Consider the following 14,221-nt stretch of genomic DNA (forward strand, 5'->3'; position numbering starts at 1 on the left):
GCCGTTAGCTCGACCGGCGGCGCAGGTTGAACCACACGGCGCGGACGGTTTCGTCGCCTTCGTTGCTGATGAGGTGATTCCGTTGAGCGACGTAGTGCACGGCGTCGCCCGGGCCGACCTGATGCTTCTCGTCGTCGAGGGCCACGGTGAGCGTCCCGTCGACGACGAGGCCGAACTCGTACCCCCGGTGGTGGGAGGGCTGCCGGTTATGGGTGTCGCCAGGCTCATAGGTATCGACGTACATCTCGACGCCCAGCTCGAGATTGTCGACCGCGAGCCGGCGAGTGGCGCCGCCGGCCGTCTCCCACTCGGTCTGCTGGTCGAGGGGCACGACCGGGCTCTCGGTGGTCATCCCGACGACGAACAGCGACGCGAGTGGAACCTCGAGCGCTTCGGCGAGGGCGTGCAGTGTCGTCAACGACGGCGCGGTCTGACCGCGCTCGACCGTGCTGATCATCGAGACGCTCAGCTCCGTCATCGCGGCGAGCTCGACGATCGTGAGCTGTCGTTCCCGTCGCAGGCTGCGTACGCGCGACCCGATCACCGCGAGGGTGGATTCGAGGTCGCGAGTGGTGGGGGCGAGGGCGAGCTGATCCGTCATGCGACCACGGCGCTGCGCGCCGCCCATGCGGCGGTGAGCTCGGCGGCATCCATCACGACACCCAGGTGGAGCGAAATGATGTCCATCGCGGCCTTCTCCATCTCCTCGTCGAGCCCGGCGGAGGCGTCGGGCAGCGCGATCACACGATAGTCCAGGTTCTGCGCGTCGAATGCGGTGTTGAGGACGCAGCAGTGCGAGAGCACGCCGTTGAGGACGATCGTGCGCACGCCCATCTGCCGCAGCAGGAAGTCGAGGTCGGTGGGGTAGAACGCCGAGAAGCGCTTCTTCGTGGTGACGAGCTCGTCGCCGGGCTCGATGCGCGTCGAGAAGCGCGCCCACCGGGAGCCTTCGATCGCGTGCTCGGCGACGTTCACCGGCGGGTTGTCACGCTCGGCGACGATGGCGCGCCAGGCCGAGGGGATGCCCTCGTCGACACCGGAGGGCCGAATGCTCGAACGCACGTGGATGATCGGGATGCCGAGCGCGCGCGCCTCGTCGTGGAAGGCGTCGACGGCGTCGATGATCGCTCGGCCGCGCGGGGAGGGGGCGGGTGTCATCGGATCGTCCGCGAGGTGCCCCTCGTGCATGTCGATCGAGACGACGGCCGTCCGGCGCGGATCCAGGTACTCCTGGAAGAACGGGTTCTCGGGGAAGTCCTTGCGCTGGCCGCGGACGTAGTAGGTCGTCATCGTGCTCCGATCTCGATGGGGCGGTCCTTCGATGATGCCATCGCGCCTTCGGTGAATTTCACTCCAGCTGGAATCCGTTACAACCAGATCCGCTGTTTGTTACACCGACGACACATTGCGCTCCTAACTTGGCCGTCAATCCCACCCCTCCGACGATCGGATCGCCATGAGTCGCCCGTACTCCCCGCGTCGCACCACCCTCACCCTGCTCGCCGCCGGCTCCGCTCTGGCCTTGGCCGGCTGCTCCGCTCCCGAAGGCGCTCCGGTCGCCGACGGCACGACCTCCGCGTCCAGCGGCGACGAGCTCGTCGTCTCGGTATGGGGCGGTCTCTACGAAGAGACCATCACGGCCGCCATCGCCGACGAGTTCACCGAGAAGACCGGTGCGAAGCTCGTCTTCGACACGGGCAGCTCGACCGACCGTGTCAACAAGGTGATCAGTCAGGGCTCCGGCTCGGGCGTCGACGTCATGATCAACAACGGCGAGCTGACCTCCACCGCCGAGACGGCGGGTGTTCTCGCACCCCTCGCCGCCGACGCCGTGCCCGCTCTCGCCGACGTCGCCGACTGGGCGGTCCAGGGCGAGTACGGCGTGGCCTTCGGCGCGTACGCCATGGGCATCGCCTACGTGAACGGCGCGGTCGACACCCCGCCGACGTCGTGGGCAGACCTCTGGTCGGACGAGTACGCCGGCAAGATCGCCGTCCCCGGCGCCGCGCACGGACACATGCCGCAGTTCGCGACGATCGCCGCCGAGCTGAACGGCGGCGGCATGGACGACCTGGACCCGGGTATCGAGGCGCTCGCGCAGCTCGAGCCGGCGACGACGTCGATGTTCTACACGGATTGGGCACCGCTGGCCGCGTCCGGCGAGGTCTCGGTCGCGGTCGAGTACTCGATGTACGCGAACCTCATGAACTCGACGGGCGACTACGACGTGACCTTCGTCTACCCCGAAGAGGGTGCCATCGGATCGCTGTCGGTCATGTCGATGGTCGACGGCGGCGACACCGAACTCGCCTCCGCGTTCATCGAGCTCATGCTCGAGCCCGAGAACCAGGAGGAGCTGTCGGAGGCGCTGTTCCACACGCCGGCGAACACCGCCGTCGAGGTGCCCGAGTCGGTCGCCGACACGGTGCCCGCCCAGGACGAACTCGGCGAAGAGGTCCGTTTCTTCGACGACGCCGCGCTCGCCGAACTGCGGCCGGGGCTCACGCAGCTGATCACCACCCGGGTGGTGCCGGAGTGGTGACCCTCGCTCCCGCACCCGCACAGGACTCGCCGGCGGTCGTGGCCGCCGGCGAGCCGGTGCACCGCGGCCGGCGTCGCTCCGGCGCCGGCCATCGGCGGATCGGAGCCTCCGGCGCGGGAATCGTCGTGTTCTCGGCGGCGGTTCTCGTGCTGCTCGGCGTGCCGGTCGGATCGCTCGTCCTCAGCAGCCTCGAGGCGGAGCCGGCGATGGCGCTGTTCGGGCACGAGGGTGCGTTCGCGAACTACGCGTACCTCTTCGCAGAGCCGACGAACCAGGAGATGCTGTGGCGGACCGCCCGGGTGTCGCTGACGTCGACCCTCGTCTCCGTCGTGGCCGGCTACCTCATCGCCTTCGCACTGCGGGGCATGGGTCGCCGTGCTCAGCAGTGGTGGACGGTCGTACTCCTCGCGTCCATGCTCACCGGCCCGCTCGTGACCGTGATCGGCTGGATGGGGCTGTTCGCCGCCGGCGGCATCGGCTACCAGGTCGTCAACGCGATCCCGGGCCTGTTCGGCGTCGAGCCGCAGCGACTGCTCCAGACGGAGTTCGCGATGACGGTCGGAACCATCCACTTCGTACTGCCGTTCGTCGTCCTCACGATCGCACCGGCCATGTCGCGGGTGTCGCGCTCCCTCGAGCAGGTCAGCCTGACCCTCGGTGCCGGCTGGTGGCGCGGCTTCCGCACCGTGACCTGGCCGATGACCCGCAACGCGACCTTCGGCGCGTCCCTGCTCGCCTTCACCCTCAGCATCGGATCGTTCGTCGCCGCGCAGTTCCTGGGCGGTGACCGGGTGCTGGTGGCGGCGACCGCCATCCGTCAGATGATCGCGACGATGACGCACCACCTCGCATCCGCCCTGGGCGTGATCGTCGTGCTGGCGTGCGTCGTCGCGCTCGTCGTTTACGTGCGCCTGACGGCCCGGGCGACTCGGACGAGCTCGTACCGGGAGTCCGGCACCGGCCCCGCCGTGCTCCTGCCCCGCGGCGTCTCGTGGGCCGTGCTCGGGACGGCGGGTCTGTTCCTCAACGCTCCGCTGCTGCTGACCGCGGTCCAGTCGGTCAACGCGACCAGCGCGTTCCCCGCCCCGTTCCGCGGCTTCACCCTCTATTGGTACGCGCAGTTCTTCGCGTACGAACCGTTCCGACAGGGCATCACCAACAGCCTGATCGTCGCGGTCACCGCCTGCGCGCTGGCATTGGCGCTGAGCCTGGCCGCCGGGCTCGCCGTCACGCGGGGTCCCCGGTGGTGCCGGTCGGCGATCGCGGCGGGCATCATGTCTCTGCCGAACATGGTGCCGCACATCGTGATCGGCCTCGCCCTGCTCCAGTTCGTCTCGGCGCTCGATGTGCCGATGGGGATGCCGGTGCTCATCGTCGCGCACACGTTGGTCGTCGCGCCCTACATCCTGCGCACGCTGCAGCCCATCGTCGACACCGTCGATCCGCGCTTCGAAGAGGCGGCCGCCACCCTCGGCAGCCGCAGCACCCGCACGTTCGCGCGGATCCTGGTGCCGCAGCTGCGGGCCGGTTTGGTGAGCGCGGGCCTGGTCGGTCTGACCCTCTCCTTCATCAACCTGCCGGTGTCGCTGTTCCTCGGCACCGCCCACACCCGCACCCTCCCGCTCGTCGTGTCGGAGTACATGACGTCGCAGCTCGACCCGATCGTCGCCTGCTACGCCGTGCTCCAGACGATCGTCGCGGTGCTCCTCCTGTCGCTGGGGCAGCGGTACCTCTCGCTGCGCCTCCTCTCCTGATCGGACACCTGCCATGACTGCCTTCTCCCTCGACGACGCCTGCATCGCCTACAGCGGCAACCAGGTCGTCCACGACGTCAGCCTCAGCCTGGGTGAGGGGCGGCTGCTCGCCCTTCTCGGTCCGTCGGGCTGCGGCAAGAGCACGCTGCTCCGTGCGGTCGCAGGGCTCCTGCCGCTCAGCTCCGGTCGCATCGTGTTCGGTGACCGCGACGTGACCCGGACGGCACCCCGTCACCGGAACGTCGGTCTGGTGTTCCAGGACCACCTGCTCTTCCCGCACCTCACCCTGCTCGAGAACGTCGCCTACGGACTCCGGTCGCGTCGGGCCCCCGGAGCCAAGGCTCGCGCCCTCGAGATGCTCGACCTGGTCGGCCTCGCGCACCGCAAGGACGATCACCCGTCGGATCTGTCCGGCGGCCAGTCGCAGCGTGTCGCGCTCGCGCGGGCGCTCGCCGTCGACCCGGCGGTCCTGCTGCTGGACGAGCCGTTCTCGGCGCTGGACGTCGACCTGCGTGCCGCGATGCGCGAGGAGGTTCGACGGATCGTGACCGAGGCGGGCGCGACCACCATCATGGTGACGCACGACCGCGAAGAGGCGATGGACATCGCCGACGAGGTCGCGCTGCTCTCCGACGGCCGGCTCGTCGAGCACGGCACCGTGCGGGACCTGTACGAGTCGCCCGAGAACCCCTACACGGCTTCGTTCTTCTCGCGCTCGAACCTGCTGCCCGCGGTCGCCACCGCATCCGGCCAGGCCTCGGTCCTCGGCTGGCGCACTCCCGTGCGGGGTTCGGCAGCAGGTGTGGGACCGGCGACCGTGGCCGTGCGGCCCGAGGCGTTCGCGGTGGGGGCGGTGGCCAGCGGCATCCCGGCCGTCCTGGAATCGGTGAAGTGGATGGGCGACCGGGTCGCGACGCGGTGGCGTGCCGTCGACGAGTCCGACCTGACGCTGCGGGTCAGTCTGACGTCGGAGCCGTCGGTCGAAGTGGGACAGATGGCGGGGCTGTCGTTCGCCGAGAAGGATGCCGTCCGCGTCGCATGAGCGTCACGGCACCACGTCTCGTCCGCCCGCTCATCCTCGGGACTTACGTACCGGCACTGCTGTTCGACCTCGGGATCGGCGCCGTCCTGCCGGTGATCGTCACGCGCTCGCTCGAACTCGGGACATCCCTGGTGGTCGCCGGGCTCATCACGGCGCTGCTCGGTTTCGGCAAGCTCGTCGCCAACATCCCGGCCGGGTGGCTCGCCGCACGGATCGGTGACCGCCGTGCGATGCTCATCGCGACGATGATCGCCCTCGCCGCGCTCGCCGTCGCGTGGCTCGTCGACGAGGTGGTGGTCTTCGCCGTCGCGATCGCTGTGACCGGGGCCGCCTGGGCCGTGTTCAACCTCGCCCGGCACTCGTTCCTCACCGACGTGGTCCCGTTCGAGCGGCGGGCGCGCGCCTTGTCGACGCTGGCCGGCGTGCACCGGATCGGTCTCTTCCTCGGGCCCGTCGTCGGTGCGGTCGTCGTCGCCATCTTCGGTGCGAGCGCGAGCTTCGCCGTCGCGATCGCCGCCGCGGCTGCGGCCTATTTCTTCGTCCAGTTCACCCCGGATCCCGAGGCCGTGCCGGCGCCGAGCACGCCGCCGGCGCCGCGAGTGGTCCCCGGCGGTCGCGGTCGAGTGTTCGCGACGCTCGGCACCTCGGTCCTCCTCATCGGAGCGGTCCGCGGCATCCGGACGACCGTTCTGCCGGTGTGGGCGGCTCACCTCGGTTTCGATGCGACCACGACGAGTGTGATCTTCGCGGTGTCGAACCTGCTCGACATGCTGCTCTTCTACCCGTCCGGCATGGTCATGGACCGATTGGGCCGGCTGTGGGTCGGCATCCCGTCGATGCTGGTGATGGCGGCAGCCTTCGGCCTGCTGCCGTTGACGTCCGACTTCTGGTCCTTCGCGGCCGTCGCCGCACTGCTCGGTGTCGGCAACGGGCTGGGCTCGGGCATCGTGATGACGCTCGGGTCGGATGTCGCGCCGCCCGGCCCCGCGCGGGCACGCCACCTCGGCCTGTGGCGCGTGTTCCAAGATGTCGGCGACACCGGCGGGCCGGCGCTCATCTCCGCCGGCGTCGCGGTCGGGATGCTGTCGGCGAGCGTCTGGATCGGCGCCGGCATCAGCGTCATCGCCGCCACGATGCTCTGGCGCTGGGTGCCGGATTACGTGCCAGTCGCCGCCCGCCCGCACGATCACGGCACACGTCGCGGTGCTCGGCGGCGCCGGAGCCGTCGGACGGTTCGTCGCCCACCCGTGGCGTGACGGCCCCCGACGACCTCCGGTGAGACACTGGAGCCTCGAACTCTCGGGGAGGCAACCATGGCACGGATGAGGATGCGGGCGGCCGGCGCATGCACCGGCGCGCTCGCCGTCGCGGTGCTGCTGCTCGCGGGCTGCGCACCCGAGCCCGTGCCGTCACCGACGGCATCCGTCTCTTCACCGGCACCGACCGCGTCGGCTCCGTCCCCGACGACCTCGACCCCCGCCTCGCCGACGCCGAGTGCGACACCGACCCCGGACGGTCCGCCGGCGACGCGTCCCGTCGAACCGCCGACGAGCACCGATCCGGATGCCGCGGGGATGGCCGGCACGCAGGCCATAGAGCTGTGCGCCGCCGAGCAGCGGAACGGATTGGGCGCCGGCGACACGCAGATCGGTGAATCGACGGCGTACGACCGGACGGTCGAGCCGCGGTGGTACGTCACGATCCTCGCCGAGAACGAGTTCGGTCAGTACTACCAGGAGTGCATCCTCGGCGGTCCTGCGGACGACCCGGAATGGGCGGTTGTGCAGCAGACACCGGAGGATCAGCTGACGAAGGCGCATATCGAGCAGATGCGCACGCAGAACGAAGGCTTCGACGAGGACCACTGACGGATACGGTGAGGCATGGCCATCACCGTTTTCCCTCCGCGCGACTTCGCCCTCGACCGGCAGCGCTGCCGCGTCCACGTCTACGACGTCGTCACCGGCACCGACCGAATCGTCTTCGAGACCGACGAGATCCTGCTCGAAGCGCCGAACTGGGCGCCCGAGGGCCTGCTCCTGAACGGCGCGGGAAAGCTGTGGTCGCTCGAAGCGGATGCCGACGGTGGCGACATCAGCGAAGTGCCGCTTCTCGGCATCCCGCCCATCAACAACGACCACGTGCTGGTGCCGGGGACGGGCGACATCCTGCTGTCGGCCAACGACGGACAGATCTACCGGGCGCCGCGCACCGGGGGAGAGGCCGTACGCGTCACGAATCCGGACGACCCGTTCATGCACTTCTTGCACGGGGTGAGCCCGGATGCCGCGTGGATCGCCTACACGGCGCTGTCGATCGAGGACGGACGGGTGCTGTCGGCCGACCTGCGCACGGCGCGCATCAACGGGTCGGATGACGAGCCGCTCACGACGGGCGAGGTCGCCGACGGCAGCGAGTGGGCGCCGGACGGGTCATGGATCTACCTGAACACCGAACAGTTCTCCGAGACTCCGGGGCATGCGCAGATCGCGCGGATGCACCGCGACCGGTCGCACATCGAGCAGCTGACGTTCGACGATCGGGTGAACTGGTTCCCGCACCCCTCGCCGACGGGGCGCGATGCGGTGTACATCAGCTTTCCGCCGGGAACGCACGGGCACCCGGCCGATCTCGAGGTCGAGCTGCGGCTCGTGCGGGGCGGGCGCTGGGGGCAGCCCGAGACCGTCGCGACAGTCTTCGGGGGGCAGGGGACGATCAACGTGAACAGCTGGACCCCGGACGGATCGCGGTTCGCGTACGTCGACTATCCGGTGGGGTGAGGCGGCGTCAGCAGTCGACCTCGGGGACGGGTTGATCGTCGAAGGTGACCACCGAGCGATGATCGAGCGGTCCGTCGAGTTCTGTGACCAGTGTCGCCGGCGAGGTGTCTGCCGGGTAGGCGCCCGAGCCCGTGAGATAAACCGAGAGGAAGACCTGCCCGAGCGTTCCGGCCTGGCGCGCCTCGGCGGACTCGACTCCGCGCCCGGACTCGTAGGTGATGGTGATCACCTCGGGGTCGTCGGAGCACATCGCGTGCCCGATGGCCGGGACCGCGCGCTCCCAGGTGGGAGCACAGGCGGACAGCAGCAAGGTCGTGGCCGCAAGGAGAATCGCGACGGCTCGACGAGACGACGCGTGGGGTCGTGTGGCAGGACTCACGAGCGCACGCTATCGGCCGGTGGAACCGCCGCGCTAGAACGGGATCTTGATAGGCAAGTGATCACGACCTCCCGGTGGGGGAGTTCCGCTGACTGACCGTCGTCGACCCGGCGTCGCCCGAGGGCACGCAGCTGTCGCTCGAGCCGAAGGGTCACCCCGCGGTGGTGCCGTTCACCGACGCGCTGCTCGAGGACGGCATCCCGTTCTTCGTCCTCGGTGTCGACGACGTGCCGGCCGAGTACGACCGGCTGACGGCGGCGGTGTGGAGTTCACGCAGCCGCCGGTGGATCACGGCCCGGTGACGACCGCGGTGTTCAGCGACACGGTCGGAACCTGCTGCAGCTTGCGGCGTTCAAGGGCTGAGGTCACTCGGCCGGCGGAGCGCCGGTGTCGATCTCGAGATAGCGCGGTTGCAGCGGAATGACGTCGCCCGGGTGGATGACCGGGGGCTCGGCGGCCCACTCGCCTGTCAGTGAGGTCAGGTAGTACAGATCGAAGCAGAAGCGGTCGCGGATGCTGCGCCAGTTGTCGTTCGCCGCGACGGTGTAGTCGATGAGGGTGCCGTCGGCGTCGGAGCGGCTCGTGCCCTTGGCGCCGTAGGCGACGCCGGTGTCGATCGGTGCGCCCGTGACGTTCGCGCGGGAGACGGGGGAGTTGTACTCAATCGGCTCCCAGCCGATGGACGCGACGATCGGATACCCGGTCTCGTCTGTCGGGCACGCGGGAAAGAGATAGCCCGATGCGCGGCGGGCATCGGCGAGCGACTCTTTCTGCAGGGCGATGTGCTCGCCTGCGATGAGCGTGGTGGCGTTCGGATCGTAGGTCTCGTAGAGCTGCTCAAGATCGAGGCAGAAGCGGTTCGCGACGCCCTGCAGGGTGTCGTTCACTGCCAGGACGTAGATCGTGGCGAGTCCGTCATCGTCGCGCTCGTACACCGCACCGTCCGCGCCGGTGCGGTGTCCAGTGTCGGCACGCTCCGGTGAGGCGGCGCAGGTCTCTCGGACCTGCTGCTGCTCGGCCCTCGCCTCGTTCGACACCTCGGTGACCGCCGGCGCGGCGGACGGTTCCGCAGCCGACTCCGACGTGTCGACCGTGCAACCGGTGAGAGCGGTGGTCACGATCGCGAGGACGGCGATGGTTGCCCAAGCGGATGCTGCGCTCCGACGTGTCATGTTCTGCGCGGCGCTCATTCCCGCACGCTATCGGCAGGTGGGGTGATCCTCAAACGATTCGAAGAACCCGATCCGCGAAGCGCTCGCCGATGAGGCGATGCGCCTCGGGGCTCGGGTGCAGCCGGTCGGGGAGCGGGTGGGCGGTGGCATCCGCTTCGCCGTAGAGGGCGAGGCCGTCGACGAGATGCAGGTGCGGGTCGTCGCGGTGCGCGTGGACGTCGGCGAGCGCGTCGCGGATGACGCGGAGCGTGAGGCGTCCGCCGGCGGTGTCGCCGGGGGTGCCGGCCGCGCCGAAGAGCAGGGTGCCGGTGGCGAACGAGTCGGGCTCGATGATGCCGGGCCCGGGGGTGTCTTCGTGGATGCCGCACCAGATCGGCGTGATGAGGTGCAGGGGCGTGTCGGGGTGGCCGTCGCGGATCGTGTCGAGAAAGCCGTGGACGGCCGGGACGAACGCGCGCAGCCGCATGGCGTCGGCGTTGACGACGTTGATGCCGAGCGCGACGCTGATGACGTCGGCCGGGGCGTCGCGGATGACGCGCGCCATGAACGGGTCGACCTGCGCGCTGCCGCCCACGCCCAGGTTGCGCAGGTCGAGTCCGGCGCGGCGGGCGGCGAGCGAGACCCAGGTGGAGCTCGGCTCGGTCGCGTTGGACCCCTGGCTGATCGAGCTGCCGTGGTGCACCCAGCGCGGGCGCTCGGTCGTGTCGGGCGAGGCGGGCGCGTCGGCGCGCAGCGCGATGAGTTCGATCGTCTCGTTGTGCGGCAGCCAGAGCTCGATGAGCTTGTCGCGCGGGTCGAGTCCGTCGACGGTGATGCGCTGCGCGGGTCCTTCGACGAGCTGACGGATGCCGGTGGCCGGGTCGGTGTCGAGGGTGTCGCCGCCGTCGACCTCGACGCTGGCGTGCAGGGCGCCGTCGATGCGGACGTCGACGCGTCCGCGCGGGCGCGAGAGTCCGCGCAGGGTGGCACGCGTCGAGTGCAGGTCGAGGTCGAGGCGGGATGCCGCGGTGCGCACCGCGATGCGTGCGCCGGCGGGCTGCGCCTCGACGCCGAGGAGTTGCGGCTCGGGGTACTGGGTGCGGACCCAGGCGGGCAGTCGGTGCGGGCGCAGGCCGCGGTCGGTGGGTTCGAGCTCGGCGAGCCCCTGGACGGTCGTGGTGTCGAGGGTGATGTCGATCATGCGGGGTCTTTCGTGGTCCAGGTGCGGAGGGCGCGGTCGAGGCCGTCGAGGGCGCGGTTCCAGGAGGTGTCGGTGGCTTCGTCCCGGTGGGCGAACGATGAGGCGGATTCGAGGGCGAGGTAGCCGGCGATGGTGGCGCTCGCGAAGCGGACCGCGTGGACGGTCTCGCTCTCGGGTAGCGCGTAGTCGCCGAGCGAGCCGACGACGAGCGCCGAGATGCGGGATGCCGCCGGCCCGGTGATCTCATTGCGTTCGACCGATTGCGAGATCATCGCCCAGCGCGCCGGGCGAGCGAACGCGTAGGCACGTTGCGCGTTCGCGAGGCCGCGGAGGGTGGGAGTGTCGCCGATGGTGTCGGCGAGCTCGTGGAAGACGGCGGCCTGGACGGCGCTGCGGAGCGCGGCGAGGTCACGGACGTGGGCGTAGAGGCTGGCGGTCTGCACGCCGACGCGTCGCGCGAGCGCCGACATCGAGAGCGCGTCGGGTCCGTCGTCGTCGATGAGGTCGAGCGCCGCCCGGGTGAGGGCGTCGGGGGAGAGGTTCGCGCGGGGCACGAGGAGTTAACCTACACCCTTTAGGTTTGAGGGTGGTGATTGCGGCCGGATCGTGATCCCTGACGCGGCACGGTAGCGGTACGTTCGGCGCGAGGGAAGGGGCGCGCACATGGTCGGCAGCGGGAAGCGATGGCGTGCCCTGCTGGGTCTGGTCGCGACGCTGGGCCTGCTCGCGGTCGGGGCAGTACCGGCATCCGCTGCTGAGGACAACACTCCCGCCGACGTGATCGCCGCCTTCTCGGTGGACACCGCGGTCGTGCTCGGGTCGGACGAGGCTGCCGGCCTCGGACGTCTCGCGGAGGCCGCATCCTTCGGCACCGTGCATCGGGTGCACGCGTGGAGCGCGTCGCTGATAGCGGGGAAGGCGAGCGACCCGGTGTCGGCGATGGACGAGTGGGTGGCGCCGATCCTGACCGCGTCGGGCGAGGCCGTCGGTGTCTATCGGGTGTGGCGTGAGACGCCGGATTCGGACGCGAGGTTCGCCGGCGTTGACGGGGATGCCGCGACCGCCGCGGCGCTCGCCGAGGTCGCGGCGGGCGTGATGCTCATCGAGGATCCGACGATCGCCGCCTGGTACACGCTCGACGCGGGTGTGGTGACGCCGGTCGGCTCGGCGCGATTCGACGACATCCGCGTCGCGACGCCGATCGACCGGGTGGCGGAGATCGTGTCGGCCCGGTTCGCGCAGAACGTGCGGGATGCCGCGCCCCCGGTAGGCCTCTCCTACGAGAGCTGGATGTGGGCCGGCATCGCGCTGCTGGTGACGGCAGCCATCGGGGCTGGTCTGGTGATGCTGCGGCGACGCCTGCCGGCGTGACAGACGGGCCGCTCGTGCGAGCATGACGGCATGACTCGTGACGACGATCTGCCGCGACTGCACAACCACGCTGTCGACCCCGCTGCGCTCGCGGGCGAGGGGGAACCGTTCCTCGATCTTGTGCGGCGGTATGGCGCGGAGCCGATTCCTGTTCCGGTGACGCACGGGTGGCGAATCCTCCGGCAGCACGAGGGGAGCGCCATCATCGGCGCACCGGCGGATGCTGACCGTCAGACGTGGTGGGTGGCGTCCGTCCACGACGGCGAGAGCGTCTGGCCCGAGGAGGCTCCCGCGCGACTGCGCGCGAGCTACGCCGAGCGTCGCCGCGGCTTGACGCTGCGCTGGCCGGCGGGCCAGCGGACGGACGCCGGGCCCGACGGTTTCGCGATCGACATCGTCAATGAGGGTGAGCAGCCGTGGGAGCCCGACGGCGACAGGTTCCACGTCGTGGGTGCGGTGACTAAGCCGAACGAGCCTCGAATGATGATGATGTGGATGGAGTCGGACGGGACGCCGGCAGTGGCGCTCGGTCCCGGCGAGTACGCGCGGGTCCCCGTCGTGATCGCGCAGGAGCCATGGGAGCAGCTGGAGTGCGGCGAGGCGACCCTGCACGCGTGGCTGGTGCCGCTGGACGTGAGGGCCGAGCCGCTGCCGATCACCGTCACGACCGCATCCATCGATGGCCTTCGTCGGGGTGAGAGGTGGAAGGATTCGGGCTGGTCGCTGCGGGAGATGACGGAGGAACTGAACCAGCAACGGGCGGTGTCGAGTGCGGCATCCCGCCTTCCGGACATCGTCGCCGCGCTCGGCGGGACGACGACGGACGACGAGGCTGTCACCGCGATCGCGGCGCGCCTGGAAGTCGACGAGTCGGCGGCGGGCGCGATCTTCAACGCGTTCTTGCGGGACCTGCACCCGGCTTCCGCGGAAGATCGATGCGAGCGGATCGCTGATCTCGAGCGGATGGTGGAGCAGGAGCGCAACGTCGCGGAGTGATTTCCGTCGCGAGGGGGAGGCTCGCCGCTCGCGGCCCGGCTTAGCCTCGAACCGGGAAGGAGCGAGCCATGACGGAAGAGAAGTCCGAGGCACCTGTCGCGGTCTGGTACTTCATCGGAGCGACGTTCGCTGGGGTGGCGCCGGTGCTGTTCTTCAACGGCGCGGAGTGGTGGGTGAAGCTGCTGTTCATCCCCGTGGCGTTCGCCTTGATCGTGGCGGGGTTCGTGCAGTTGCGAGGCGAGGCCGGGTGGGGCAAGAGCGAGGGCGAGCAGCCGCCTACGGACTGACGTCAGGACTGTCCGGGCTCCCAGGGGAACGGGTTGAAGATGAAGTTCTCCTGCAGCGTGAAGTCGCCCTGGCGCATGCCGCTGTAGACGCCGTCGTACCAGTCCTGCGGCGACGTGCCCTCGTAGTTGTTGGGGAACGCGTCGGACAGGTACGCGTCGTGGATGACGTCGAGGTAGCCGATCGCCGCATCCTCGTCACCGCGGTCGAACGCCGCTCGGGCGGCGTCGACGTTGGCGTACTCGAAGTAGCTCCAGATGCGGTTGGCAGTGACGACCTCGGCCCAGTTCGGTCCGTCCTGGGGGCGGTCGTAGTAGCCGGGGTCGACGGGGAAGGAGTAGCCGGCCGGGAGCGCGAAGGGGAACGCCGTCGCCGCGTCGCGGTAGTACTCGAGGATGCCGTCGACGTCGCGGTGCAGCATGTGGTGCGGGTTCGCCTGCATGTAGGTCTCGGCGTACTCCGCGGGGGAGACCGGGTTTGAGGGGAGGGCCTCCCAGTCGGGAGCGTTGGGGCCGGGGGCTCCGGCTGACTCGGGCGCCGGAGCGGTTGCAGCTGGCTGCTCGCTCGTCGCGACGATCCCCACCGCCGAGCATGCCGTGAGCGATCCGGTCGCCAGGAGAGCCGTGGTGGCGAGGGCGAGGAACGTCGAGGTACGGCGCATGGGGGGCAGTCTGTCAGACGGGGCGGCGGAGTACATCGCCCGATGAGGTGAAGTCGTGC

Annotated in this window: 17 protein-coding genes; 10 read left to right on the forward strand and 7 right to left on the reverse strand. The window is 70.0% G+C overall.

The genetic code is table 11. The annotated features are described in order from the left end of the window. Positions 1–4 precede the first annotated feature (4 nt). A complete protein-coding gene (locus ACIGEP_RS02210) occupies positions 5–601 on the reverse strand; it encodes a helix-turn-helix domain-containing protein (protein ID WP_251579430.1) in 597 nt (198 codons plus the stop codon). Then, entirely contained in the window at positions 598–1,290 is a 693-nt protein-coding gene (locus ACIGEP_RS02215) for a cysteine hydrolase family protein (RefSeq protein ID WP_396660000.1), read from the reverse strand. Before ACIGEP_RS02215 ends, ACIGEP_RS02210 begins: the two co-directional genes overlap by 4 nt. Before the next feature lie 166 nt (positions 1,291–1,456). Between ACIGEP_RS02215 and ACIGEP_RS02220 the strand changes: the two genes are divergently transcribed. Genes ACIGEP_RS02220 through ACIGEP_RS02245 form a run of 6 tightly spaced genes read left to right on the forward strand, consistent with a single transcriptional unit; the run spans position 1,457 to position 8,118 of the window. Beyond that, positions 1,457–2,542 (forward strand): extracellular solute-binding protein, encoded by a 1,086-nt coding sequence (locus ACIGEP_RS02220; protein WP_396660001.1) that lies wholly within the window; start codon positions 1,457–1,459, stop codon positions 2,540–2,542. After that, the gene (locus ACIGEP_RS02225) at positions 2,539–4,296 is read left to right on the forward strand and encodes an ABC transporter permease (RefSeq protein ID WP_396660002.1); all 1,758 of its coding nucleotides are present in this window, start codon (positions 2,539–2,541) and stop codon (positions 4,294–4,296) included. Before ACIGEP_RS02220 ends, ACIGEP_RS02225 begins: the two co-directional genes overlap by 4 nt. Before the next feature lie 13 nt (positions 4,297–4,309). Then, complete coding sequence (locus ACIGEP_RS02230; RefSeq protein ID WP_396660003.1) at positions 4,310–5,338, forward strand: ABC transporter ATP-binding protein; 1,029 nt, start codon at positions 4,310–4,312, stop codon at positions 5,336–5,338. Next, on the forward strand, positions 5,335–6,594 hold the full coding sequence (locus ACIGEP_RS02235; RefSeq protein ID WP_396660004.1) for an MFS transporter: 1,260 nt from the start codon (positions 5,335–5,337) through the stop codon (positions 6,592–6,594). Before ACIGEP_RS02230 ends, ACIGEP_RS02235 begins: the two co-directional genes overlap by 4 nt. 57 nt (positions 6,595–6,651) lie before the next feature. Further along, positions 6,652–7,206 (forward strand): hypothetical protein, encoded by a 555-nt coding sequence (locus ACIGEP_RS02240; protein WP_396660005.1) that lies wholly within the window; start codon positions 6,652–6,654, stop codon positions 7,204–7,206. A gap of 15 nt (positions 7,207–7,221) precedes the next feature. Then, entirely contained in the window at positions 7,222–8,118 is an 897-nt protein-coding gene (locus ACIGEP_RS02245) for a TolB family protein (protein ID WP_396660006.1), read from the forward strand. Positions 8,119–8,125: 7 nt separating this feature from the next. On the opposite strand, the gene ACIGEP_RS02250 is transcribed toward ACIGEP_RS02245, so the two are convergent. Beyond that, complete coding sequence (locus tag ACIGEP_RS02250) at positions 8,126–8,497, reverse strand: hypothetical protein (RefSeq protein ID WP_396660007.1); 372 nt, start codon at positions 8,495–8,497, stop codon at positions 8,126–8,128. A 161-nt stretch (positions 8,498–8,658) separates the two neighbouring features. Between ACIGEP_RS02250 and ACIGEP_RS02255 the strand changes: the two genes are divergently transcribed. Next, on the forward strand, positions 8,659–8,799 hold the full coding sequence (locus ACIGEP_RS02255) for a hypothetical protein (protein WP_396660008.1): 141 nt from the start codon (positions 8,659–8,661) through the stop codon (positions 8,797–8,799). Positions 8,800–8,862: 63 nt separating this feature from the next. Here the strand turns inward: ACIGEP_RS02255 and ACIGEP_RS02260 are convergent, their stop codons facing one another. The 3 genes from ACIGEP_RS02260 to ACIGEP_RS02270 are packed head-to-tail and all read right to left on the reverse strand — an operon-like array spanning position 8,863 to position 11,403. After that, positions 8,863–9,687, reverse strand: a complete 825-nt coding sequence (locus ACIGEP_RS02260; RefSeq protein ID WP_396660009.1) for a hypothetical protein — start codon at positions 9,685–9,687, stop codon at positions 8,863–8,865. A gap of 31 nt (positions 9,688–9,718) precedes the next feature. Further along, on the reverse strand, positions 9,719–10,849 hold the full coding sequence (locus ACIGEP_RS02265) for a GDSL-type esterase/lipase family protein (RefSeq protein WP_396660010.1): 1,131 nt from the start codon (positions 10,847–10,849) through the stop codon (positions 9,719–9,721). Then, on the reverse strand, positions 10,846–11,403 hold the full coding sequence (locus ACIGEP_RS02270; RefSeq protein WP_396660011.1) for a TetR/AcrR family transcriptional regulator: 558 nt from the start codon (positions 11,401–11,403) through the stop codon (positions 10,846–10,848). Before ACIGEP_RS02270 ends, ACIGEP_RS02265 begins: the two co-directional genes overlap by 4 nt. A gap of 109 nt (positions 11,404–11,512) precedes the next feature. On the opposite strand from ACIGEP_RS02270, the gene ACIGEP_RS02275 reads away from it, so the two are divergent. The 3 genes from ACIGEP_RS02275 (at position 11,513) to ACIGEP_RS02285 (ending at position 13,503) form a co-directional block, all read left to right on the forward strand. Then, entirely contained in the window at positions 11,513–12,220 is a 708-nt protein-coding gene (locus tag ACIGEP_RS02275; RefSeq protein WP_396660012.1) for a hypothetical protein, read from the forward strand. Positions 12,221–12,250: 30 nt separating this feature from the next. Then, positions 12,251–13,216 carry a hypothetical protein gene (locus tag ACIGEP_RS02280; RefSeq protein ID WP_396660013.1) on the forward strand — a complete coding sequence of 322 codons (966 nt, stop codon included), beginning with the start codon at positions 12,251–12,253 and terminating at the stop codon, positions 13,214–13,216. Between the two features lie 68 nt (positions 13,217–13,284). Continuing rightward, positions 13,285–13,503, forward strand: a complete 219-nt coding sequence (locus ACIGEP_RS02285; RefSeq protein ID WP_396660014.1) for a hypothetical protein — start codon at positions 13,285–13,287, stop codon at positions 13,501–13,503. Positions 13,504–13,505: 2 nt separating this feature from the next. Here the strand turns inward: ACIGEP_RS02285 and ACIGEP_RS02290 are convergent, their stop codons facing one another. Beyond that, positions 13,506–14,162 (reverse strand): hypothetical protein, encoded by a 657-nt coding sequence (locus ACIGEP_RS02290; RefSeq protein ID WP_396660015.1) that lies wholly within the window; start codon positions 14,160–14,162, stop codon positions 13,506–13,508. Between the last annotated feature and the right edge of the window lie 59 nt (positions 14,163–14,221).

It is taken from the genome of Microbacterium sp. NPDC077663, assembly GCF_044542795.1.
Lineage (GTDB): Bacteria > Actinomycetota > Actinomycetes > Actinomycetales > Microbacteriaceae > Microbacterium.